Origin of the sequence: Streptomyces sp. NPDC046881, from assembly GCF_040645015.1 — a bacterium.
Lineage (GTDB): Bacteria > Actinomycetota > Actinomycetes > Streptomycetales > Streptomycetaceae > Streptomyces.
The window spans coordinates 23,672-44,117 of record NZ_JBEYXJ010000006.1 but is presented as its reverse complement, the minus strand read 5'-3'; the positions used below and the strand labels follow the sequence as shown (position 1 = coordinate 44,117).

The window sequence follows — 20,446 nt, the reverse complement described above, 5'->3', positions numbered from 1 at the left end:
GGGGTGGCTGCGTCACGTCCGCATGATGGACGGTGCTGTCCCTTGCGTACGTGTTGTATCTATGCTGTGGGCATGAACACGGCCGTCGCGCAGCCCGCCCCGCAGTCCCTCAAGCCGCCCCCCGCCGCCGACCGCGTGTACGCCCACGTCAAGCAGGGTGTCCTCGACCGCCGCTACGAGGGCGGCACGCTGCTCACGGAGGGTGAGCTGGCCGAGGCCGTCGGGGTCTCGCGCACACCCGTCCGGGAGGCGCTGCTGCGGCTGGAGGTCGAGGGCCTCATCCGGCTGTACCCGAAGAAGGGCGCCCTCGTCCTGCCGGTCTCCGCGCAGGAGATCGCGGACGTGGTGGAGACCCGGCTGCTGGTCGAGGAGCACGCGGCCCGCAAGGCCGTACCCGCGCCGCCGGCCCTGCTGGAGCGACTGGCCGAGCTGCTGGAGCAGCAGAAGGCGCAGGCCGCCGCCGGCGATCTGGCCGCCGCAGCGGTCACCGACCGCTGCTTCCACGCCGAGATCGTGCGCAGCGGGGGCAACGAGATCCTCTCCCGGCTCTACGACCAGCTGCGCGACCGCCAGCTGCGGATGGGCGTCGCCGTCATGCACTCCCACCCCGACCGGATCGCCAAGACGCTCGCCGAGCACGAGGAGATCCTGGACGCGCTGCGCGCGGGGGACGCGGAGGCGGCCGTCGGCGTCGTGCACCGGCACGTGGGCTGGTTCTCCCACCTCGCGCGGGGTGAGGTCCGATGAGCGCTCCGGTGCGCAACGCCACCCTTCCGGGGGACCCGCCGGGCGGACGCCGGGCCGTCGCCGTGTGGTCCATAGGTGTGGCCGTCTACTTCGTCGCCGTCATCTTCCGGACGTCCCTGGGCGTGGCCGGTCTCGACGCGGCCGACCGCTTCCACGTCAACGCCTCCGCCCTGTCCACGTTCTCCATCCTCCAGCTGCTGGTCTACGCGGGCATGCAGATACCCGTCGGCCTGCTGGTCGACCGCCTCGGCACCAAGAAGGTGCTGAGCATCGGGGCGGTCCTCTTCACCGCCGGGCAGCTGGGCTTCGCCTTCTCCCCCTCGTACGGCACCGCGCTCGCCTCCCGGGCGCTGCTGGGCTGCGGCGACGCGATGACGTTCATCAGCGTGCTGCGGCTCGGCAGCCGCTGGTTCCCGGCCCGGCGCGGGCCGCTGGTCGCGCAGCTCGCCGGCCTGGTCGGCATGGCGGGCAACCTGGTCTCCACGCTGGTCCTGGCCCGGCTGCTGCACGGCCTCGGCTGGACGCCGGCGTTCGCGGGCAGCGCGCTGGCCGGCGCGGTCGTCCTGGTCCTGACCCTGATGTTCCTGAAGGACCACCCCCAGGGCCAGGAGCCGGAGCCGTCCCCGCACCAGGGCGCGGCCTACGTCCGCCGGCAGATCGCCGCGTCCTGGCGGGAGCCGGGCACCCGCCTGGGCCTGTGGGTGCACTTCACCACCCAGTTCCCGGCGATGGTGTTCCTGCTGCTGTGGGGCCTGCCGTTCCTCGTCGAGGCGCAGGGCCTCAGCCGCGCCACGGCCGGTGAGCTGCTCACCCTCGTCGTGCTGTCCAACATGGTGATCGGCCTCGTCTACGGCCAGGTCATCGCCCGGCACCACGCGGCCCGGCTGCCGCTGGTGCTGGGCACGGTCGGCGCCACCGCGCTGCTGTGGGCGGTGACGCTGGCCTACCCCGGTGACCACGCGCCGATGTGGTTGCTGCTGGTGCTGTGCGCGGTGCTCGGCGCGTGCGGGCCGGCGTCGATGATCGGCTTCGACTTCGCCCGGCCGGCCAACCCGCCCGAGCGGCAGGGCACGGCGTCCGGCATCACCAACATGGGGGGCTTCATCGCCTCCATGACGACCCTGTTCGCGATCGGCGTGCTGCTGGACGCGACCGGCGACGACTACACCGTGGCGTTCAGCGCCGTGTTCGTGCTCCAGGCGCTCGGGATCAGCCAGATCCTGCGGCTGCGGGGGCGGGCGGCCCGGCGCGAGCGGGAGCGGCTGGTGGCCAGCCGGGTGGAGACGGTGCACGTCCCTGCCTAGGGGGCCCGTGCCGGCGGCTCCGTCTCACGGGGTCACGGCGAAGTGGCGCAGGATCGCCGCCGCCAGGTCCTGGTCGCCCTCCGTCTTCACCCGGTCCGCCACCGCCTCCGGGCTCACCCGGCCGCAGGCCAGGCGGACGTAGGTCTCCCAGTCGAGGGTGAGCGCGGCCGCGGGGCCGAGGGCGGGGGCGGTCTCCACGGTGCCGCGGCCCTGGATGTCGACGCGGACCGTGCGCAGGAACTCCACGGGACCGTGCACGTCGAACACGACCGCCGAGCTGCGCGGGGCGTTCGCGTCGTGCGCGACGACCTTGGGCAGCACCTCCAGCAGCACGTCCCGGGTGACGTACGCGCCCGGCGAGTCCAGGTTGCCGGGGCGGCCGAGGGCGGCGCGCAGGTCCTGCTCGTGCACCCACACGTCGAACGCCCGGGTGCGGTAGGCCTTTTCCAGGGTGACCTCGGTGCCGAGCGGGCCGCGCACCAGGGTGGCGGGGTCCCGGGACTCGTTGCGCAGCTGGCGGTTGCGGCGGATGACCGTGTACTCCAGCTCGGCCGTCATCTCCGGCGCCGTGTGATGACGGCGGACGTCGACCTGCATCTCCATGTAGCGCTGGTGCTCGGTGGTGACGTGGAACAGATCGCGCGGCAGGGCGTGGATGGGGCGCGGGTCGCCCAGCAGCTCGCAGTCCAGGCCGATGACGTGGGACACGATGTCCCGCACGGACCAGCCGGGGCAGGGTGTCCGCCGGTTCCACTCGCCCTCGGCGAGCGACTGCACCATCTCGGATATCGCTTCGATGGAGTGGGTCCAGGCGTCGGCGTAGGGCTGGAGGGTGGGATGCAGACTCACGGAACGGGACCCCTCGGCGGTCGGTACACGGGCAGGTTGTGGCGGCATTGCCAGCGGGCGGCGGCTGCACTTCGGCGGGTGTCTTGAGAGGCTAAGTTACGCTGCTGAAAGGCACCCCGGCAGTGCTTTCGTGTGACGATCGTAGGCCTGTGTGGACGACTCGAATGCCAGGACGGTGGTAGTGTGCGCGCCTCGCTGATCCAGATCGCCGTGGACGAGGACGAACCGGTCGGCTCCCGGCGGCGGCGCGCGGCCGCGCTGGTGCGGGAACAGAGCGGGGCCGACCTCGTCGTTCTGCCCGAGCTGTGGACCACCGGAGCCTTCGCCTACGAGGAGTTCGGCCGGGAGGCCGAGCCGCTCGAAGGGCCGACGTACGAGACGATGGCCAAGGCGGCGAGCGACGCGGGCGTGTGGCTGCACGCCGGCTCCATCCCCGAACGCGACCCGGACGGCCCCCTCTACAACACGTCCCTCGTCTTCTCCCCCTCCGGTGAACTCGCCGCGGCCTACCGCAAGATCCACCGCTTCGGCTTCGACAAGGGCGAGGCGGTGCTGATGGGCGCGGGCCGTGACCTGGTGACGGTCCGGCTGCCCGGCACCACGCTCGGCGTGGCCACCTGCTACGACCTCCGTTTCCCCGAACTCTTCCGCGGACTCGTCGACGCCGGCGCCGAGACGCTGGTGATCCCGGCAGGCTGGCCCGAGCGGCGACGCGCGCACTGGACGCTGCTGGCTCAGGCGCGGGCGGTGGAGAACCAGGCGTTCGTGCTCGCCTGTGGAACGGCCGGGACCCACGCCGGAGTTCCGCAGGCGGGTCACTCGATCGTGGTGGATCCGTGGGGCGAGGTGCTCGCCGAGGCCGGCTCCGGGGAGGAGGTCCTCACGGTCGACCTGGACCCGGCGAAGGTGGCCGCGACCCGCGAACAGTTCCCGGCGCTCAAGGACCGGGTGGTGGGCCTGGAACCGCCCCGGCGCCCGAGCTAGTCCACGGTCAGTCCTCCTCGTCCTCCTTCTCGGCCAGGTGGATCACGCACACGGCGACCGCGATGAGCAGCGCCGGGTCGGCGTCGTCCCGTACGACGTCCACGCCGTAGGTGTCGCGGACGCTCAGCCAGCGGCGGGAGATCACCGCGAGCAGTTCGCCGTCGTACTCCACGGCGAACTCGCGGTCCAGGATCTTCCCGCTGACGTCCAGTTCGGTGCCGTCCACCAGTGAGACGCGGTAGTGGTTGCGCAGCAGGGACAGCCGCTTGCGCCTGATCCGGGCCAGGGGTTCGCCGTCCTGCTCGATCACCATGGTGTCGCGCAGGGCGAGCATCTTCTGGTGGATGTCGATCAGTACCCGGCCCTGGGCGTCCTTCAGCTCGAAGGTGTCGCGCAGCCGCATCGCCTTGCCGTCGACGAGGTAGACCTTCCGGCCGTGTTCGTCCTCGATCCACCAGTCGTCACCGATGCCGAGGATCCGGTCGCGTACGAGGAATCTCATACGGGTCATGCTTCCCCGGCACCGGTCGATCGTCCCGGATTCGCCGCATTCCGTCCCGCGGGGGGTGGCGGACGCCCCGGACCGGCGGGTGCGCTCACGGGCCGCTGCCGCCGGCCGCCGTCGCCTGCGCGGATCCCGCGCCGAAGCGCTTGCGGTACGCCGACGGGCTCAGCCCCGTCTCCCGCCGCAGCCGGGCCCGCAGATTGGCCGCCGTGCCCAGGCCGCTGCGCGCCGCCACGACGTCCAGCCGTTCCTCGCCCCGCTCGATCAGCCGGCACGCCAGAGCCACGCGTTCCCCGGTGAGCCAGGCCAGCGGAGTCGTGCCCAGCTGGTTGCGGAAGCGGCGGTGCAGGGTGGCGGGGGAGACGGCCGCGCGGGCGGCGAGGCCGGCGACGGTCAGCGGCTCGTTCAGCCGCTCCTGCGCCCAGGCCAGCAGCGGGCCGAGCGACTCGTCGGGCACCGCGGGCACCGGCCGCTCCACGAACTGCCGTTGTCCGCCGTCGCGGTGGGCGGCGAAGACGAGCCGCCGGGAGACGTGGTTGGCGATCTCCACGCCGTGGTCCCGGCGCACCAGGTGCAGGCCCAGGTCGAGCGCGGAGGCGCTGCCGGAGGCGGTGAGGATGTCGCCGTCGTCCACGAAGAGCACGTCCGCCTCCAGGCGCACCCGCGGGAAGCGGGCCCGGAAGGCGTCCGCCCACATCCAGTGGCAGGCCGCCCGGCGCCCGTCCAGCAGCCCGGCCTCCGCCAGGGTGAACGCGCCCGAGCAGAAGCCGACGAGCCGGGCGCCCCGCGCGTGGGCCCGCCGGACCACGTCCAGGACGCGCTCCGAACGGGGGACGTGGGTGTCGGGCCGGTTCGGCACGATCAGCGTGTCGGCGGACTCGGCGGCCTCCAGACCGGCGACCCCGGTGAGCGTGAAGAAACCGTCCCGCATCCGGGTCTCCGGCTCGGCCGCGCACAGTCGGAAGTCGTAGAGCCGCCGCCCCAGTTCGGGTCGCGCGAGACCGAAGATCTCGATGGCACAGCTCATCTCGAAGGGATTGGAGTTGTCGTCGACCACCAGCACGACACGGTGAGAGGATCGTTGCGGCATGTGCGATTTCTAGCACTCGCCGACCGCGGGGGCACCCTCGACGATGAACCCATGGAACCGATCTCCCTGGACGCGGCCCTCGCCTCCTTCACCGAGCAGTGGAGCCCCCGCATCGTCACCGCCGTCAACGACTACGACGTGCGCGTGGCCAAGGTGCAGGGCGAACATCTCTGGCACGCGCACGCGCACACCGACGAGTTCTTCCTGGTCCTCGCCGGCGAACTGCACATCGGCCTGCGCGAGCCGGCCGGCGAGCGCACCGTGGTGCTGCCCAAGGGGTCGGTGTTCACCGTCCCGCGCGGGGTCGAGCACAAGCCGTACGCGCCCGTGCCCACCGAGATCCTGGTCTTCGAACCCACCGGGACGCTCAGCGTCGGCGACCGGCACGAGGACGTCCCCGACCACGTGGACGCCACCACGGGCCACGCACTGGGCTGACCGTCCGCCGGAATCCGGCAGGGGCGTCGTCCGCCAGGACTGACGGGGGAGTTGTCCACAGGCCCCCACCGCTGCCGGGGCCGGGTGGCACCCTTGGAGCCATGACCGACTCCGCACGCCGACGCGCCCGGGTCCGGGCCCCCGAGCTGATCGGCAAGGGTGGCTGGCTGAACACGGGAGGCCGGCAGTACACCCTCGCCGACCTGCGAGGGCGCATCGTCGTCCTGGACTTCTGGACCTTCTGCTGCATCAACTGCCTGCACGTCCTGGACGAGCTGCGCGAGCTGGAGGCCAAGCACCGGGACACGCTCGTGGTGATCGGGGTGCACTCGCCGAAGTTCGTGCACGAGGCCGAGCACCGGGCCGTCGTGGACGCCGTGGAGCGCTACGGCGTGGAGCACCCGGTCCTGGACGACCCGGAGCTGGCCACCTGGAAGCAGTACGCGGTGCGCGCCTGGCCGACGCTGGTGGTGATCGACCCCGAGGGGTACGTCGTCGCCCAGCACGCGGGTGAGGGGCATGTGCACGCCATCGAGCGGCTGGTGACCGAGCTGGAGGCCGAGCACGAGGCCAAGGGCACCCTGCGCCGGGGCGACGGGCCGTACGTACCGCCGGAGCCCGAGCCGACGACGCTGCGCTTCCCCGGCAAGGCCCTGCTGCTGCCGTCCGGCACCTTCCTGGTCAGCGACACCACCCGGCACCAGCTGGTGGAGCTGGAGGCGGACGGGGAGACGGTCGTGCGGCGGATCGGCCAGGGCAGCCGCGGCCTGACCGACAGCACCTGGGTCCGTTCGCGGTTCAACCAGCCGCAGGGCCTGGCGCTGCTGCCGGACGGCTCCGTGGCCGTCGCCGACACGGTCAACCACGCCCTCCGGCGCTTCGACCCGGTAAGCGGCCGGACCACCACCCTGGCCGGCACCGGATGGCAGTGGATGCGGGGCGACGCCACCTCCGGCCCCGGGCGCGAGGTCAACCTGTCCTCACCGTGGGACGTGGCGTGGTGGAACGGGAAGGTGTGGATCGCCATGGCCGGCATCCACCAGCTGTGGGCGTACGACCCCGCGGACGGCACCGTCTCCGTCACCGCCGGCAACGCCAACGAGGGACTCGTCGACGGCCCGGCCGACGAGGCCTGGTTCGCCCAGCCCTCCGGCCTCGCGGTCTCCCCCGACGGGGAGCGGCTCTGGCTCGCCGACTCCGAGACCAGCGCGCTGCGCTGGGTGGACCGCGGCGGACACGTCCACACCGCCGTCGGCACCGGCCTTTTCGACTTCGGCCACCGGGACGGCGCCGCCGGTCAGGCCCTCCTCCAGCACCCGCTGGGCGTCACCGCCCTGCCGGACGGCTCGGTGGCGGTCGCCGACACCTACAACCACGCCCTGCGCCGCTACGACCCGGTGACCGGCGAGCTCACCACCCTCGCCACCGATCTGCGCGAGCCCAGCGACGCCGTGCTCGCCGGCGAGGACATCGTGGTCGTGGAGTCGGCCCGGCACCGGCTGACCCGGCTGCGGCTGCCGGAGGAGGCGGTGCGGGTGGAGCCGGTCGCCCACCGCACCCGGCGCGCCGCGACCGAGGTCGCGCCCGGCCGGCTCCGCCTCGACGTGGTCTTCCGGGCCCCCGCGGGCCAGAAGCTGGACACGCGGTACGGCCCCTCGACCCGCCTGCTGGTCTCCTCGACCCCGCCCGAGCTGCTGCTCGAGGGCGAGGGAGCGGACACGGAGCTGTCCCGCGAGCTGGAGCTGAACCCGGCCGTCACGCAGGGCGTCCTGCACGTCTCCGCGATGGCCGCCAGCTGCGACGACACCGCGTCCGACAGCGGCTCCGCCGGGGGCGCCGACGTGCACCCCGCCTGCCACGTCCACCAGCAGGACTGGGGTGTTCCGCTCCGCCTGACGAAGGGCGGGGCGGACCGCCTGCCGCTCGTCCTGGCGGGTCTGGACGAGCAGGAGGCGGCGCCTCAGACGCCGTAGCCGTCGGAGTAGCCGTCGACGCGGTGGCGTTCGTCCTCCACCACCGGTGTCGTCGGCGGTACGACCACGCGGCGGCGGCGCGCGATGCCACTGAACGTCGCCACCCCGATCAGGCCGACGGCCATCAGGATCAGGCCGACGACAGTGAGGTTGACGCCCTGCATGTGCCAGTCGGTCGCGAACGTCAGAATGGCCCCCACGGCGATGAGGATGATGCATCCGCCGAGACCCATGAGACCTCGCCTCCCCTTCCGGTTCCGGAATCTCCGGTGCCGTGCGGGTACCCGGCGAGGTCCCGACTAGCCCTCCAAGAAGGCTGTCAGGGCATTCGCGAGCAAGAACGGGTCGTCGGCGCCGCACAGTTCACGCACGCTGTGCATGGAGAGGATCGCCACGCCGATGTCCACCGTGCGGATGCCGTGCCGGGCCGCGGTGATCGGTCCGATGGTGGTGCCGCACGGCATGGAGTTGTTGGAGACGAAGCTCTGGAAGGGGACGTTCGCCTTCTCGCAGGCCGCGGCGAACACCGCGCGCCCCGAACCGTCCGTGGCGTAGCGGTTGTTGACGTTGACCTTGAGGAGCGGACCGCCGTTGACCCGCGGGTGGTGCGTCGGGTCGTGCCGCTCGGCGTAGTTGGGGTGCACGGCGTGGCCCGTGTCGGAGGACAGACAGACCGAGCCGGCGAAGGCGCGCGCCCGGTCCTCGTACGACCCGCCCCGGGCCAGCACCGAGCGCTCCAGCACCGAGCCGAGCAGCGGGCCGTCCGCGCCGGTGTCCGACTGGGAGCCGTTCTCCTCGTGGTCGAAGGCGGCCAGCACCGGGATGCGGCCGAGCGGGGCGCCGGAGGACGCGACGGCGGTGAGGGCGGCGGCACCGGCGTGCACGGACAGCAGGTTGTCCATGCGCGGGCCGGCGACCAGCTCCCGGTCCCGGCCGAGGTAGGCCGGCGGCTCCACCGGATGCGTCATCAGGTCCCAGCCGGCCACCGAGCCCGCCGCCAGGCCGGCCTCCTGCTCCAGGAAGGCGATGAGGTCGCCGTCCAGCACGTCGTCGCCGAGGCCCCACACCGGCTGCAGGTGCCGCTGCTTGTCCAGCTTGAGCCCCTCGGCGCTGACCGAACGGTCCAGGTGGATGGCGAGCTGCGGCACCCGCAGCAGCGGCCGGTCCACGTTGACCAGGACGGAGGAGCCGTCGCGCAGCGACAGCCGGCCGGCCAGGCCCAGGTCCCGGTCGAGCCAGGAGTTGAGCAGCGGGCCGCCGTAGATCTCCACGGCGACCTGGCGCCAGCCCTGCGTCCCGGTGTCCGGGCGCGGCTTGACCCGCAGGCTCGGGGAGTCGGTGTGCGCGCCGATGATGTGGAAGGGGGTGTGCGGCTCGGCACCCTCGGGCACGTACCAGGCCACGATCGCGCCGCCGCGCAGCACGTACCGGCCGCCGGGGCCGGCGGCCACGGTGTCCCAGGCGTCCGTCTCCGCGACCTGCCGGAAGCCTGCCTTCTCCAGCCGCTCGGCGGTGTTCGCCACGGCGTGGTACGGCGACGGGCTCGCCGCCAGGAAGGACATCAGGTCGTCGGTGTGGCCGCGGTCGAAGCGGGCTGGTGCGCTCATGGGATTCACCTTAACGACGTGCACGGGCCCGCTCCCGGAAAGAGAGCGGGCCCGTGCGAGGAATCGGCGGGGACGTCCGGAACGTCGGGGCCGTTTAGAACGCGGCCTCGTCCAGCTCCATCAGGTCCAGGTCGACGCTGCCGGCGACCTTGCGGGCGAGGGTGACGCCCGGCAGGACGTTCGCCGCGAAGAACTTCGCCGCGGCGATCTTGCCGGTGTAGAACGCCTTGTCCTTCGCCGAGGCGGTGGGCAGCTTCTCGGCGGCGATCGCGGCGCCCTTGAGGAGCAGGTAGCCGACGACGACGTCACCGGAGGCCATGAGGAGGCGGGTGGTGTTCAGGCCGACCTTGTAGATGTTCTTGGTGTCCTGCTCGGTGGCGGCGAGGTCGGTCAGCATCAGGCCGACGATCGCCTCCAGCTCCACGGCCGCCTTGGCCAGGTGCTCGCGGGCGCCGGCCAGCTCCTCGCCGCCGGTGCCGAGCGCCAGGAACTTCTTGATGTCCTCGGCGAGGGAGTTCAGCGCGGCGCCCTGGTTGCGGACGATCTTCCGGAAGAAGAAGTCCTGGCCCTGGATCGCCGTGGTGCCCTCGTACAGGGTGTCGATCTTGGAGTCCCGGATGTACTGCTCGATCGGGTACTCCTGCAGGAAGCCGGAGCCGCCGAAGGTCTGCAGCGACTGGGCGAGCTGCTCGTAGCCCTTCTCCGAGCCGTAGCCCTTGACGATGGGCAGGAGCAGGTCGTTCAGTGCCTCCTCGGCGGAGGCGTCCTCGCCGTTCGCCTCCTTGAGCTGGATGGCGTCCTGGATGGAGGCGGTGTAGAGGACGAGGGCGCGCATGCCCTCCGCGTACGCCTTCTGCGTGATCAGCGAGCGGCGCACGTCGGGGTGGTGGGTGATGGTGACCTTGGGCGCGGTCTTGTCCATGAAGTTGGCCAGGTCCGGGCCCTGCACGCGCTCCTTGGCGTACTCCAGCGCGTTCAGGTAGCCGGTGGAGAGCGTGGAGATCGCCTTCGTGCCGACCATCATGCGGGCGAACTCGATGATGCGGAACATCTGGCGGATGCCGTCGTGCTTGTCGCCGATCAGCCAGCCCTTGGCGGGGTGCTTGTCGCCGAAGGTCATCTCGCACGTGTTGGAGGCCTTCAGGCCCATCTTGTGCTCGACGTTGGTGGCGTAGACGCCGTTGCGCTCGCCCAGCTCGCCGGTCTCGAAGTCGAAGAGGTACTTCGGGACGAGGAAGAGGGACAGGCCCTTGGTGCCGGGGCCGGCGCCCTCGGGACGCGCGAGCACGTAGTGGAGGATGTTCTCCGACATGTCGTGCTCACCGGAGGTGATGAAGCGCTTCACGCCCTCGATGTGCCAGGAGCCGTCCTCCTGCTGCACGGCCTTGGTGCGGCCGGCGCCCACGTCCGAGCCGGCGTCCGGCTCGGTGAGCACCATGGTGGAGCCCCACTGCTTCTCGGTGGCGATCTTGGCTATGTGCTTCTGGACCTCGTTGCCCTCCTCGAAGAGGATGCCGGCGAAGGCCGGGCCCGAGGAGTACATCCACACGGCCGGGTTGGCGCCCAGGATCAGCTCGGCGTAGGCCCAGATGAGGGAGCGCGGCGAGGTGGTGCCGCCGATCTCCTCGGGCAGGCCGAGCCGCCAGTACTCGGAGTCCATGAAGGCCTGGTAGCTCTTCTTGAAGGACGCCGGGATGGGCGCGGTGTTGGTCTCCGGGTCGAAGACCGGCGGGTTGCGGTCGGCGTCGGCGAAGGACTCGGCCAGCTCGTTCTCGGAGAGGCGGGTCAGCTCCTCCAGGACGCTCTTGGCGGTCTCGACGTCCATCTCCTCGAACGGGCCGGTGCCGTACACCTTGTCGCGCCCCAGTACTTCGAAGAGGTTGAACTCGATGTCGCGGAGATTCGACTTGTAGTGCCCCATGGCGACGGCTCCGTTGAGGGATCGGCGAGGCACTGACTCCTCGCACCTAGTTCACGTACCAACAAGTAGCTACGATGATGCTACCCGTCGGTAATAAGACGCAACCCCGATCCGGACATCTGTGACGCGTCTCAAGTGCGCCGTGAACGACCCGGTGCGCCTCGGCCGTCCGGGTGAATCCATGCCTCCGTTTAGGGTACGTCACGTAACTTATTCGCTACGTTCGGTGACTGGCCGACCCCTTCTCGTGTGCGGAGGCACTCATGCGACGACTCCCGTCCAGGCTGGGCGGACTGGCGGCGGCGGCGATGCTCACCGTCGGGCTGGCACAGCCCTCCCAGGCGGCGGACTCGGCCTACTTCGAGTTCACCGACATCACCCATGAGCGGGCGATCGTCCGGATCGACGACCCGGCCACGATCAAGCACGCCCGGGACCTCATCAGCGGTGAGACGGACGAGCGGCCCCACCTCCTCGGGCGGATCGTCAAGCGTCAGGCCGACTACAACCCGAGGTGGTCCTTCCACTACAACCCGGACACCGTGCAGTTCTTCGACTACGGCATCGAGGTCTGCGACGCCAGCCTGCCCTACGTCGAGGACCATCTGGACGAGGCGGGAGGCGCCTTCCTGCCCGGGCTCGTCTGGTGCCCCTGGACCTCCCGGCTGATCCGTGAGGTTCCGGCCCCGTAGGCCGTTCGGGCGGCGGGGCGGGCTCGGTACGCTTCTCTCCATGTATGGATACGGCCAGCCCATGGACGGGGGCGCTGCCCAGCAGCAGTACGCCCCGCCGCAGCAGCCGATGGCCGGCGGATACGGGCAGCAGCCGCCGCTGTACCCCGAGCCGTCCCCGCCCTCGCTCGCGGACGCGGTGCGCGCCTTCACCACCGGCCAGATGTCCGCCGAGGACTTCCAGCAGATCTTCGCGACCTCGAAGGTCTACTGCCCCCGCGGCGACACCCCCGGCTTCCTCGCCCTGCACAACACCCAGCAGCCGGTGATCCCGATGTTCACCTCGCTGAAGGAGCTGCGCCGGTACGCGGGCAAGGAGTCCAAGTACTTCGTCATCACCGGCGCCGAGGTGATCGACCTGCTGCCGACCGGCTACGGCTTCGTCCTGGACATGGAGGGCGAGCACCGGATGGTCTTCGACGCGAAGGCGGTCGAACAGATGGTCGACTTCGCGATGCGCCGCATGTACGGCTAGGCGCCCCGTGCGCCGCGAGCCCGGAGGGAATGCCCTCCGGGCTTTTTCTGTTCCGGGTGACAAGAAGTTCAACGCTCAACTAAAGTGGGCGTACCAAGGAGGTACCCACCAATGCCTGCAGTGACCGTCGAGAACCCGTTGACGCTGCCCCGTGTGACCGCTCCCGCCGACGCCGTGGCACGTCCCGTGCTCACCGTCACGACCGCTCCCAGCGGTTTCGAGGGCGAGGGCTTCCCGGTGCGCCGGGCGTTCGCGGGGATCAACTACCGCCACCTCGACCCGTTCATCATGATGGACCAGATGGGCGAGGTGGAGTACGCGCCGGGCGAGCCCAAGGGCACCCCCTGGCACCCGCACCGCGGCTTCGAGACCGTCACCTACATCATCGACGGCGTCTTCGACCACCAGGACTCCAACGGCGGTGGCGGCACCATCACCAACGGCGACACCCAGTGGATGACGGCGGGCGCGGGCCTGCTGCACATCGAGGCGCCGCCGGAGTCCCTCGTCATGTCCGGGGGCCTCTTCCACGGGCTCCAGCTGTGGGTGAACCTCCCCGCCAAGGACAAGATGATGGCCCCGCGTTACCAGGACATCCGCGGCGGCAACGTGCAGCTGCTCACCTCGCCCGACGGCGGCGCGCTGCTGCGGGTCATCGCCGGCGAGCTGGACGGCCACCAGGGCCCCGGCATCACGCACACGCCGATCACGATGATCCACGCGACCCTCGCCCCGGGCGCGGAGGTCACCCTGCCGTGGCGGGAGGACTTCAACGGGCTCGCGTACGTCCTCGCCGGCCGCGGCAGCGTCGGTACGCAGCGCCGCCCGGTCCGCACGGGCCAGACGGCCGTCTTCGGCGCCGGCTCCTCGCTGACCGTCCGCGCGGACGAGAAGCAGGACGGGAACACCCCGGACCTGGAGGTCGTGCTCCTCGGCGGCCGGCCCATCCGGGAGCCGATGGTCCACTACGGCCCGTTCGTCATGAACACCAAGGACGAGCTGATGCAGGCCTTCGAGGACTTCCAGAAGGGCCGGCTCGGCACGATCCCGGCGGTGCACGGGATGTCCGAGGGCGGCCTGTAGGTCCGCCCGCGTACCGCAGCCGAGGGGCAGGCCCCGTCCGGACGCCCGGGCGGGGCCTATCCCTCGGCCAGGCTCTTGAAGTGCTGCAGGTCGCCGCGGACCGTGTTCTCGATGCGGTGGACCTGGGCCATGCCCTTCGGGCCGCCGAAGGCCTCGTGGACGGCGCCCGGTTCGTACTCCAGCCGCACCTGCACCTGGCTGTGCCCCTGGTCCACCGACCGCACGGACAGGGTGCCCTTCAGCTCGGGGCTGCCCTGGGTCCGCCAGGCGATGACCTGGTCGCCCGTGCGGTCGTCGAGGACGGCCTCGAACTCCCGCCGGACACTGCCGGCCTGCACGTCGAGACGCGTGCGGTTGCCCCCGCTCCCCCGGGCCCGCTGGACGCCGTCGATGAACGTCGGGTAGGAGTCGACGTCGTGCAGCAGGTCCCAGACCTTCTGCGCGGGGGCGTCGATGTCTATGTGCTCTTCGAGCCTGCTCATCGCGAACCTCGCCTCCTGGCCCGGTGACGGGCCCGTCGCCTCCTTCCAGTCTGCGCCGCGGCCCGGTCCCCCCGCACATCACCCGGCCGGACTCGCGCGGCAGGACCGCCGTCGTGCGCCGTGATCTGCTGGAGGCGTGCAGCTCCTGCCCGTTCCCGTTCGCCGGTTCGCCGCCTGGTGCGCCGTGGTGCTGCTCGGGGCCGGGGTGGGGTGGCTCGGGGTGCTGCTGTGCGGGGAGTTGCGCACGGCCGTCACGCCGGTGCTGCTCGCCCTGCTGGGCACCGCGCTGCTGGGGCCGCTGCACCGGCGGCTGGTGCGCGCGGGGGTGCAGGCGTCGGTGGCGGCCGGGCTCACCTGTGTCGCCGTCGTGGCCGTCGTCGGCGGTGCCGTGTACATCATCGTCGCCGCGCTCGTCGACACCGGCGACCAGATCGTCTCCTCGCTGCGGACCGCCGCCAAGGGCCTCGCGCGGCACTTCGGGGCCGCCGGGACCGGTCTGGACGACCTCGCCGGCAACGCACGCGAACTGCTGCGCAAGTTCGGCGCGACGGCCGCTTCCAATGTCATCAGCGGTGTCAGCGTGGTCGCCGAGTCCCTCGCCATGGCCGTGCTCGCGCTGCTGCTGGTCTTCTTCTTCCTGCGCGACTCCCACCGGGCCGTGACCGCCCTGCGCTCGGTCGGGCCCGGCGACCGTGCCGACACCCTGGAGGCCATCGCCCGGCGGGCGTTCGCCGCGGTGGAGGGGTTCATGCGCGGGACGACCCTCATCGCCCTCATCGACGCCGTGTGCATCACCGTGGGCCTGCTGGTGCTCCGGGTGCCCGGCGCGGTGGGGCTCGGCGCGCTCGTCTTCGTCGGCGCCTACATCCCCTATCTCGGCGCCTTCATCTCCGGCGCGGTGGCCGTGCTGGTCGCCCTCGCCGACCGGGGCTTCGTGATCGCGCTGTGGGTGCTCGGGGTGGTGCTCGCGGTGCAGGTGCTGGAGGGGCACGTCCTGCAACCGGTGATCCAGAGCCGGACCGTGCAGATGCACCCGGCCGTGGTGATGCTGGCGATCACCGCGGGCGCCTCCGTCGCGGGCATCCTCGGCATGCTGCTCGCGGTCCCGCTGACCGCGGCGGCCTTCGCGGTCGTCCAGGAGCTGAGGGAGCGTTACGCCACCCCGTCCGGCGCCTCGGCTCCCGAGCAGCCCGGCTCGTAGAGCTCGAACCAGATGCTCTTGCCCTCGCCCCGGGGGTCCACCCCCCACGCGTCCGCGAGGAGTTCGATCAGCATCAGACCGCGGCCGGAGGAGGCCAGTTCGCCGGGGCGGCGCTTGTGCGGCAGGTCGTCGCCGGTGTCGAAGACCTCCACGCGCAGCCGCCGTCCGACCCCTTCGCCGGTGACCTCGGCGAGCAGCAGCGCGTCGGTGTCCGTGTGCACCAGCACGTTGGTGATCATCTCGGAGACCAGCAGCACCGCCGAGTCCAGCTGGTCGGCCGACGCCCAGTCGTGCAGCAGCTCGCGCAGCTGCTGGCGGGCCTCGGCGATCCGCTCCGGCTCGTCCTGCGCCACCGACAGCAGCGAGCGCCGCACCTGCGGCCGGAGCACCACGGTGTCGCCGCAGCCGCAGCCCTCTCCCGGCCGGCACAGCAGCAGCAGCGCGATGTCGTCCTCGCGGCGGTCGGCCAGCGGGCCGGTGGTGTGGTGCGAGGACGGCCCGTGCACCCCCTGCACCAGGGCGTCGGCCATGGACTCCAGGTCGCCCGCGTGGTCCTCCAGGATCGCGCGCAGCCTGCGCCAGCCGCTCTCCAGGTCGTGCCCGCCGGTCTCGATCAGGCCGTCGGTGCACAGCATCAGCGTCTCGCCGGGTTCGAGGGTGAACCGGGTCGTCGGGTAGTCGGCGTCCGGGTCGACGCCGAGCGGCGGTCCGCCCGTCGTCGGCCGCATCATCACCGTGCCGTCCGCCATCCGGATCACCGGGTGCGGATGCCCGGCGCGGGCGATCTCCAGCCGGCCGGTCGGCGGGTCGGCCTCGGCGTACAGGCAGGTCGCGAAGCGGAGGTCGGCCCCCGGGTCGTCGCCGGTGGCCTGGGTGATGCCGTGCAGGAAGCGGGAGGCGCGGGTGAGCACGGCGTCCGGGCGGTGCCCCTCGGCGGCGTAGGCGCGCAGCGCGATCCGCAGCTGGCCCATCAGGCCGGCCGCGCGCACGTCGTGGCCCTGGACGTCCCCGATGACCAGGGCGACCCGTCCGGAGGGCAGCGGGATCATGTCGTACCAGTCGCCGCCGACCTGGAGGCCGCCGCCGGTCGGGATGTACCGGGCGGCCACCCGCAGCCCCGGGATCTCGGGGCCCAGCGACGGCAGCATGCTGCGCTGCAGGCCCTCGGTCAGTTCGCGCTCGGTCTCGGCGGCGCCGGCCCGGGACAGCGCCTGGGCGAGCATCCGGGCGACCGTGGTGAGGACCGCGCGCTCGTCCGGGGTGAAGGCGACGGGGTGGGTGAAGGCGGCCAGCCAGGCGCCCATCGTGCGCCCGGCGACCGTCAGCGGCAGGAACGCCCACGAGCGGCGCCCGAAGTGCTGGGCGAGCGGCCAGGTCACCGGGTAGCGCTCCTTGTACTCCTCAGGGGAGGACAGGTACACCGCGCGGCCCGTGCGGACGACGTCGGTGGCCGGATAGGCGGTGGCCAGCGGTATCTCCGAGAAGGGGCCCATGTCGCCGGGGTGGTGCCCGTGCTGGCCGATGATCGTCAGCCGGTCGCCCTCCACCCCGAACACCACGAGCCCGTCCGGGGAGAACCCCGGCATCGACAGGCCGCCGGCCACCCGCAGCACCTCGGCGGTGGACCGGGCCTCCGCCAGCGCCCGGCCGGCGTCCAGCAGGAACGCCTCCCGGGAGCGCCGCCAGTCGCCGGTGACCGCGCTGCGGCCGGCCGCCGTGCCCGGGGTCGGCTCGGTCACCTCCTGGAGGGTGCCGATCAGCTCGTAGGCGTGCCGCTCGGGGTCGTACGAGGGCTTGGAGCGGCTGCGGACGACCCGCAGGATGTCGCCGTCGCCGTCCATGATCCGGATGCGCACCTCGGCGAGGGTGCCCTCGGCGACCGCCAGCCGCACCACGCCGGTGATCTCGTTCCAGTCGACCGGGTGGAACCGGGCCCGGGTCTGGGCCTCGGTGAGGGTGGCCGGCTCGGCGGGCAGCCCGAGCAGCCGCGCCGCCTCCGCGTCCACGGTGACCAGGCCGGTGGCCGTGTCCCAGTGCCAGAGCCCGGTCGCGAGGGCGGCGAGGGCGTCCTCGACGGACGGCAGGGGCTCGCCTGTACGCATTGCCCCACTTTAGGGAGAGGTGACCGAAGGCTGCCACCGTAGGCGGGTGAGCGGTAATGGTGGGGAGCCGGGCTGGGGGTGCCCGGTACCCTTGATGGGTCCGGGCCCCGTGCCCGTTCCCGCCGGTCCGCAGAGCCGGCAGGAGAAACCCCACCACGAAGGACGATGAACGACGATGCATCGGTACAGGTCCCACACCTGCGGCCAGCTCCGCGCCTCTGACGTCGGCACCGACGTCCGGCTGAGTGGCTGGCTGCACAATCGGCGCGACCTGGGCGGCATCCTCTTCATCGATCTGCGCGACCACTACGGCATCACGCAGCTGGTCGCCCGCCCCGGCACCCCCGCGTACGAGGCCCTGGACAAGATCTCCAAGGAGTCCACGGTCCGCGTCGACGGCCGCGTTGTTTCACGTGGAACCGAGAACGTGAACCCCGACCTGCCCACCGGCGAGATCGAGGTCGAGGTCGCCGAGGTCGAGCTGCTCGGCGCGGCCCAGCCCCTGCCCTTCACCATCAACACGGAGGACGGGGTCAACGAGGAGCGGCGCCTGGAGTACCGCTTCCTGGACCTGCGCCGCGAGCGCATGCACCGCAACATCATGCTGCGTACGGCGGTCATCTCGGCCATGCGCCAGAAGATGGCGGCGATGGGCTTCAACGAGATGGCCACGCCGATCCTGTCCGCCACCTCCCCCGAGGGCGCCCGCGACTACGTGGTCCCCTCCCGGGTGCACCCGGGCAAGTTCTACGCCCTGCCGCAGGCCCCGCAGCAGTTCAAGCAGCTGCTGATGATCTCCGGCTTCGACCGCTACTTCCAGATCGCGCCCTGCTTCCGCGACGAGGACGCCCGCGCCGACCGCTCGCCGGGCGAGTTCTACCAGCTCGACGTCGAGATGAGCTTCGTCGAGCAGGAGGACGTCTTCCAGCCGATCGAGAAGCTCATGACGGAGCTGTTCGAGGAGTTCGGCGGCGGCCGTCACGTCACCTCCCCGTTCCCGCGCATCCCGTTCCGCGAGGCGATGGCGAAGTACGGCTCGGACAAGCCGGACCTGCGCGCCAAGCTGGAGCTGGTGGACATCACCGACGTCTTCGAGGGCTCGGAGTTCAAGGCGTTCGCGGGCAAGCACGTGCGCGCGCTGCCGGTGCCGGACGTCTCCGGCCAGCCCCGCAAGTTCTTCGACCAGCTCGGTGAGTACGCCGTCGAGCAGGGCGCCAAGGGCCTGGCCTGGGTGCGCGTGGCCGAGGACGGCTCGCTGTCCGGCCCGATCGCGAAGTTCCTCACCGAGGCGAACGTCGCGGAGCTGACCAAGCGCCTCTCCCTGGCCCCCGGCCACGCCGTCTTCTTCGGTGCGGGCGAGTACGACGAGGTCTCGAAGATCATGGGCGCGGTCCGCGTCGAGGCGGCCAAGCGCGCCGGCCACTTCGAGGAGGGCGTCTTCCGCTTCTGCTGGATCGTCGACTTCCCGATGTACGAGAAGGACGAGGAGACCGGCGCGATCGACTTCTCGCACAACCCCTTCTCGATGCCGCAGGGCGGCCTGGAGGCTCTTCAGACCCAGGACCCGCTGGACATCCTGGGCTGGCAGTACGACATCGTCTGCAACGGCGTCGAGCTGTCCTCCGGCGCGATCCGGAACCACGAGCCGGAGATCATGCTCAAGGCCTTCGAGATCGCGGGCTACGACCGGGAGACCGTCGAGGAGAAGTTCGCGGGCATGCTCCGCGCGTTCCGCTTCGGCGCCCCGCCGCACGGCGGCATCGCCCCGGGCGTGGACCGCATCGTCATGCTCCTCGCGGACGAGCCCAACATCCGCGAGACGATCGCCTTCCCGCTCAACGGCAACGCCCAGGACCTGATGATGGGCGCTCCGACCGAGCTGGACGAGTCCCGCCTGCGCGAGCTGCACCTGACCATCAGGAAGCCGCAGCCCAAGTAGGCAGGTGACCCGGTAGGTCCCGGCCGTGCGCGCCGATCTGTCCTGACTCGCTCTTGACGATCGGCGCGCACAGCCGTCTCCGGGCCCGGTGACAGGTTGCGTCCCTACGGTCCCGGCTCATGAACGAGACCCCTGAACCCGGTCGCGGAGACCGCGCGCCGTCCCGTCGTGCCGTGCTCATGGCGGGCGGTGCCACCGCCGTGGCCGTGGGCCTGGGCGGCGCCCTGGCCGTCGACGCGTCCGCCGACGACGACACCTCCGCGGACGTCTGCTACACGCTGACCTCCGAGACCATGGAGGGCCCCTACTACATCGACGCCGACAAGATCCGGCAGGACGTCACCGAGGACCAGGCCGGCGTCCCGCTGACGCTCACCCTGAAGGTGATCGACGCGGAGACCTGCAAGCCGCTGCGGGACGCGGCCGTCGACATCTGGCACTGCAACGCGGTGGGCGTCTACTCCGGATACGAGGCGTCGGGCAGCGGCGGAGGCGGCGGCGGTGGCCCGGCCCCGACGGGCGCCCCGACCGGAACCCCGACCGGTACGCCCACGGGCGCGCCCCCCTCCGGCGGTCCCGGGGGCGGTGGCGGCGGCCACCAGGAGCCCACCGACGACAGCCGCTACCTGCGCGGCACCTGGCGCACCGACAAGCGCGGGTACGTCACCTTCCGGACCGTCTTCCCCGGCTGGTACCAGGGCCGCTGCGTGCACATCCACGTCAAGGTGCACGTCGACGGCGCCTGGACGGACGCCGGGTACGAGGGCGGGCACACCTGCCACACCGGGCAGCTGTTCTTCGACGAGAAGGCGGTGCTGCTCACGGAGGACGTCGAGCCGTACTCCACCAACACCACCACCCGCACCACGCTCGACGAGGACACCATCTACCCGGACAACGGGCCCGCGGGCGGCCTGCTGTACCTGACGTACGACCGCAGGCACATCGCGCGCGGGGTCCGGGCCCACCTCACCCTGGGCGTGGCCCCGGACGAGACGCACGACGGGAGCTGACC

The 20,446-nt window shown here is 71.7% G+C and carries 19 protein-coding genes; 11 read left to right on the top strand and 8 right to left on the bottom strand.

What is annotated here, in order from left to right; translation table 11 throughout:
* Positions 1-72 precede the first annotated feature (72 nt).
* Positions 73-747, top strand: a complete 675-nt coding sequence (locus ABZ923_RS05200) for a GntR family transcriptional regulator (RefSeq protein WP_361467036.1) — start codon at positions 73-75, stop codon at positions 745-747.
* The gene (locus tag ABZ923_RS05195; RefSeq protein ID WP_361467033.1) at positions 744-2,051 is read left to right on the top strand and encodes an MFS transporter; all 1,308 of its coding nucleotides are present in this window, start codon (positions 744-746) and stop codon (positions 2,049-2,051) included. The genes ABZ923_RS05200 and ABZ923_RS05195 overlap by 4 nt, the downstream gene beginning before the upstream one ends.
* A gap of 24 nt (positions 2,052-2,075) precedes the next feature.
* Here ABZ923_RS05195 and ABZ923_RS05190 read toward each other — a convergent pair whose 3' ends face one another.
* Positions 2,076-2,900: a maleylpyruvate isomerase family mycothiol-dependent enzyme gene (locus ABZ923_RS05190; protein ID WP_361467030.1), complete on the bottom strand. Its 825-nt coding sequence runs from the start codon at positions 2,898-2,900 to the stop codon at positions 2,076-2,078.
* A 183-nt stretch (positions 2,901-3,083) separates the two neighbouring features.
* Between ABZ923_RS05190 and ABZ923_RS05185 the strand changes: the two genes are divergently transcribed.
* Positions 3,084-3,884 (top strand): carbon-nitrogen family hydrolase, encoded by an 801-nt coding sequence (locus ABZ923_RS05185; RefSeq protein WP_361467027.1) that lies wholly within the window; start codon positions 3,084-3,086, stop codon positions 3,882-3,884.
* A gap of 7 nt (positions 3,885-3,891) precedes the next feature.
* Here the strand turns inward: ABZ923_RS05185 and ABZ923_RS05180 are convergent, their stop codons facing one another.
* Together ABZ923_RS05180 and ABZ923_RS05175 are read right to left on the bottom strand one after the other, a co-directional pair.
* Positions 3,892-4,386: an LURP-one-related family protein gene (locus ABZ923_RS05180; RefSeq protein ID WP_361467025.1), complete on the bottom strand. Its 495-nt coding sequence runs from the start codon at positions 4,384-4,386 to the stop codon at positions 3,892-3,894.
* 94 nt (positions 4,387-4,480) lie between these two features.
* A complete protein-coding gene (locus ABZ923_RS05175; protein ID WP_361467022.1) occupies positions 4,481-5,479 on the bottom strand; it encodes a helix-turn-helix domain-containing protein in 999 nt (332 codons plus the stop codon).
* Between the two features lie 51 nt (positions 5,480-5,530).
* On the opposite strand from ABZ923_RS05175, the gene ABZ923_RS05170 reads away from it, so the two are divergent.
* The gene (locus ABZ923_RS05170) at positions 5,531-5,917 is read left to right on the top strand and encodes a cupin domain-containing protein (protein ID WP_361467019.1); all 387 of its coding nucleotides are present in this window, start codon (positions 5,531-5,533) and stop codon (positions 5,915-5,917) included.
* Positions 5,918-6,018: 101 nt separating this feature from the next.
* The gene (locus tag ABZ923_RS05165) at positions 6,019-7,890 is read left to right on the top strand and encodes an NHL domain-containing thioredoxin family protein (protein WP_361467016.1); all 1,872 of its coding nucleotides are present in this window, start codon (positions 6,019-6,021) and stop codon (positions 7,888-7,890) included.
* On the opposite strand, the gene ABZ923_RS05160 is transcribed toward ABZ923_RS05165, so the two are convergent.
* The 3 genes from ABZ923_RS05160 to ABZ923_RS05150 all read right to left on the bottom strand — a co-directional run bounded on the left by ABZ923_RS05160 (position 7,878) and on the right by ABZ923_RS05150 (position 11,418).
* Complete coding sequence (locus ABZ923_RS05160; RefSeq protein WP_208033310.1) at positions 7,878-8,123, bottom strand: DUF6458 family protein; 246 nt, start codon at positions 8,121-8,123, stop codon at positions 7,878-7,880. The genes ABZ923_RS05165 and ABZ923_RS05160 overlap by 13 nt on opposite strands.
* 66 nt (positions 8,124-8,189) lie before the next feature.
* The gene (locus tag ABZ923_RS05155; protein WP_361467012.1) at positions 8,190-9,497 is read right to left on the bottom strand and encodes a M18 family aminopeptidase; all 1,308 of its coding nucleotides are present in this window, start codon (positions 9,495-9,497) and stop codon (positions 8,190-8,192) included.
* Positions 9,498-9,591: 94 nt separating this feature from the next.
* A complete protein-coding gene (locus ABZ923_RS05150) occupies positions 9,592-11,418 on the bottom strand; it encodes an acyl-CoA dehydrogenase (protein ID WP_361467009.1) in 1,827 nt (608 codons plus the stop codon).
* Between the two features lie 263 nt (positions 11,419-11,681).
* On the opposite strand from ABZ923_RS05150, the gene ABZ923_RS05145 reads away from it, so the two are divergent.
* The 3 genes from ABZ923_RS05145 to ABZ923_RS05135 all read left to right on the top strand — a co-directional run bounded on the left by ABZ923_RS05145 (position 11,682) and on the right by ABZ923_RS05135 (position 13,707).
* Positions 11,682-12,110, top strand: coding sequence for a calmodulin-binding protein (locus ABZ923_RS05145; RefSeq protein ID WP_361467006.1), 429 nt, complete (start codon positions 11,682-11,684; stop codon positions 12,108-12,110).
* A gap of 40 nt (positions 12,111-12,150) precedes the next feature.
* On the top strand, positions 12,151-12,624 hold the full coding sequence (locus ABZ923_RS05140) for an SseB family protein (RefSeq protein ID WP_030344218.1): 474 nt from the start codon (positions 12,151-12,153) through the stop codon (positions 12,622-12,624).
* Positions 12,625-12,735: 111 nt separating this feature from the next.
* Positions 12,736-13,707, top strand: a complete 972-nt coding sequence (locus tag ABZ923_RS05135) for a pirin family protein (RefSeq protein ID WP_361467002.1) — start codon at positions 12,736-12,738, stop codon at positions 13,705-13,707.
* Positions 13,708-13,763: 56 nt separating this feature from the next.
* On the opposite strand, the gene ABZ923_RS05130 is transcribed toward ABZ923_RS05135, so the two are convergent.
* Positions 13,764-14,189: an SRPBCC family protein gene (locus tag ABZ923_RS05130; protein ID WP_361466999.1), complete on the bottom strand. Its 426-nt coding sequence runs from the start codon at positions 14,187-14,189 to the stop codon at positions 13,764-13,766.
* Between the two features lie 136 nt (positions 14,190-14,325).
* Here ABZ923_RS05130 and ABZ923_RS05125 point away from each other — a divergent pair, with 136 nt between their 5' ends.
* Positions 14,326-15,390, top strand: a complete 1,065-nt coding sequence (locus tag ABZ923_RS05125; RefSeq protein ID WP_361466996.1) for an AI-2E family transporter — start codon at positions 14,326-14,328, stop codon at positions 15,388-15,390.
* Here the strand turns inward: ABZ923_RS05125 and ABZ923_RS05120 are convergent.
* On the bottom strand, positions 15,342-17,492 hold the full coding sequence (locus tag ABZ923_RS05120) for a SpoIIE family protein phosphatase (RefSeq protein ID WP_361466993.1): 2,151 nt from the start codon (positions 17,490-17,492) through the stop codon (positions 15,342-15,344). The genes ABZ923_RS05125 and ABZ923_RS05120 overlap by 49 nt on opposite strands.
* A gap of 175 nt (positions 17,493-17,667) precedes the next feature.
* Here ABZ923_RS05120 and aspS point away from each other — a divergent pair, with 175 nt between their 5' ends.
* Together aspS and ABZ923_RS05110 are read left to right on the top strand one after the other, a co-directional pair.
* Positions 17,668-19,431 (top strand): aspartate--tRNA ligase, encoded by a 1,764-nt coding sequence (gene aspS / locus ABZ923_RS05115; protein WP_361466990.1) that lies wholly within the window; start codon positions 17,668-17,670, stop codon positions 19,429-19,431.
* A gap of 119 nt (positions 19,432-19,550) precedes the next feature.
* Positions 19,551-20,444 carry an intradiol ring-cleavage dioxygenase gene (locus ABZ923_RS05110; protein ID WP_361466987.1) on the top strand — a complete coding sequence of 298 codons (894 nt, stop codon included), beginning with the start codon at positions 19,551-19,553 and terminating at the stop codon, positions 20,442-20,444.
* The last annotated feature ends 2 nt before the right edge of the window (positions 20,445-20,446 follow it).

Coding starts and splice junctions, on each gene's coding strand:
- ABZ923_RS05200 (WP_361467036.1), top strand. CDS start 73: ATGAACACGGCCGTCGCGCAGCCCGCCCCGCAGTCCCTCAAGCCGCCC.
- ABZ923_RS05195 (WP_361467033.1), top strand. CDS start 744: ATGAGCGCTCCGGTGCGCAACGCCACCCTTCCGGGGGACCCGCCGGGC.
- ABZ923_RS05180 (WP_361467025.1), bottom strand. CDS start 4,386: ATGAGATTCCTCGTACGCGACCGGATCCTCGGCATCGGTGACGACTGG.
- ABZ923_RS05175 (WP_361467022.1), bottom strand. CDS start 5,479: ATGCCGCAACGATCCTCTCACCGTGTCGTGCTGGTGGTCGACGACAAC.
- ABZ923_RS05170 (WP_361467019.1), top strand. CDS start 5,531: ATGGAACCGATCTCCCTGGACGCGGCCCTCGCCTCCTTCACCGAGCAG.
- ABZ923_RS05165 (WP_361467016.1), top strand. CDS start 6,019: ATGACCGACTCCGCACGCCGACGCGCCCGGGTCCGGGCCCCCGAGCTG.
- ABZ923_RS05160 (WP_208033310.1), bottom strand. CDS start 8,123: ATGGGTCTCGGCGGATGCATCATCCTCATCGCCGTGGGGGCCATTCTG.
- ABZ923_RS05155 (WP_361467012.1), bottom strand. CDS start 9,497: ATGAGCGCACCAGCCCGCTTCGACCGCGGCCACACCGACGACCTGATG.
- ABZ923_RS05150 (WP_361467009.1), bottom strand. CDS start 11,418: ATGGGGCACTACAAGTCGAATCTCCGCGACATCGAGTTCAACCTCTTC.
- ABZ923_RS05145 (WP_361467006.1), top strand. CDS start 11,682: ATGCGACGACTCCCGTCCAGGCTGGGCGGACTGGCGGCGGCGGCGATG.
- ABZ923_RS05140 (WP_030344218.1), top strand. CDS start 12,151: ATGTATGGATACGGCCAGCCCATGGACGGGGGCGCTGCCCAGCAGCAG.
- ABZ923_RS05135 (WP_361467002.1), top strand. CDS start 12,736: ATGCCTGCAGTGACCGTCGAGAACCCGTTGACGCTGCCCCGTGTGACC.
- ABZ923_RS05130 (WP_361466999.1), bottom strand. CDS start 14,189: ATGAGCAGGCTCGAAGAGCACATAGACATCGACGCCCCCGCGCAGAAG.
- ABZ923_RS05120 (WP_361466993.1), bottom strand. CDS start 17,492: ATGCGTACAGGCGAGCCCCTGCCGTCCGTCGAGGACGCCCTCGCCGCC.
- aspS (WP_361466990.1), top strand. CDS start 17,668: ATGCATCGGTACAGGTCCCACACCTGCGGCCAGCTCCGCGCCTCTGAC.
- ABZ923_RS05110 (WP_361466987.1), top strand. CDS start 19,551: ATGAACGAGACCCCTGAACCCGGTCGCGGAGACCGCGCGCCGTCCCGT.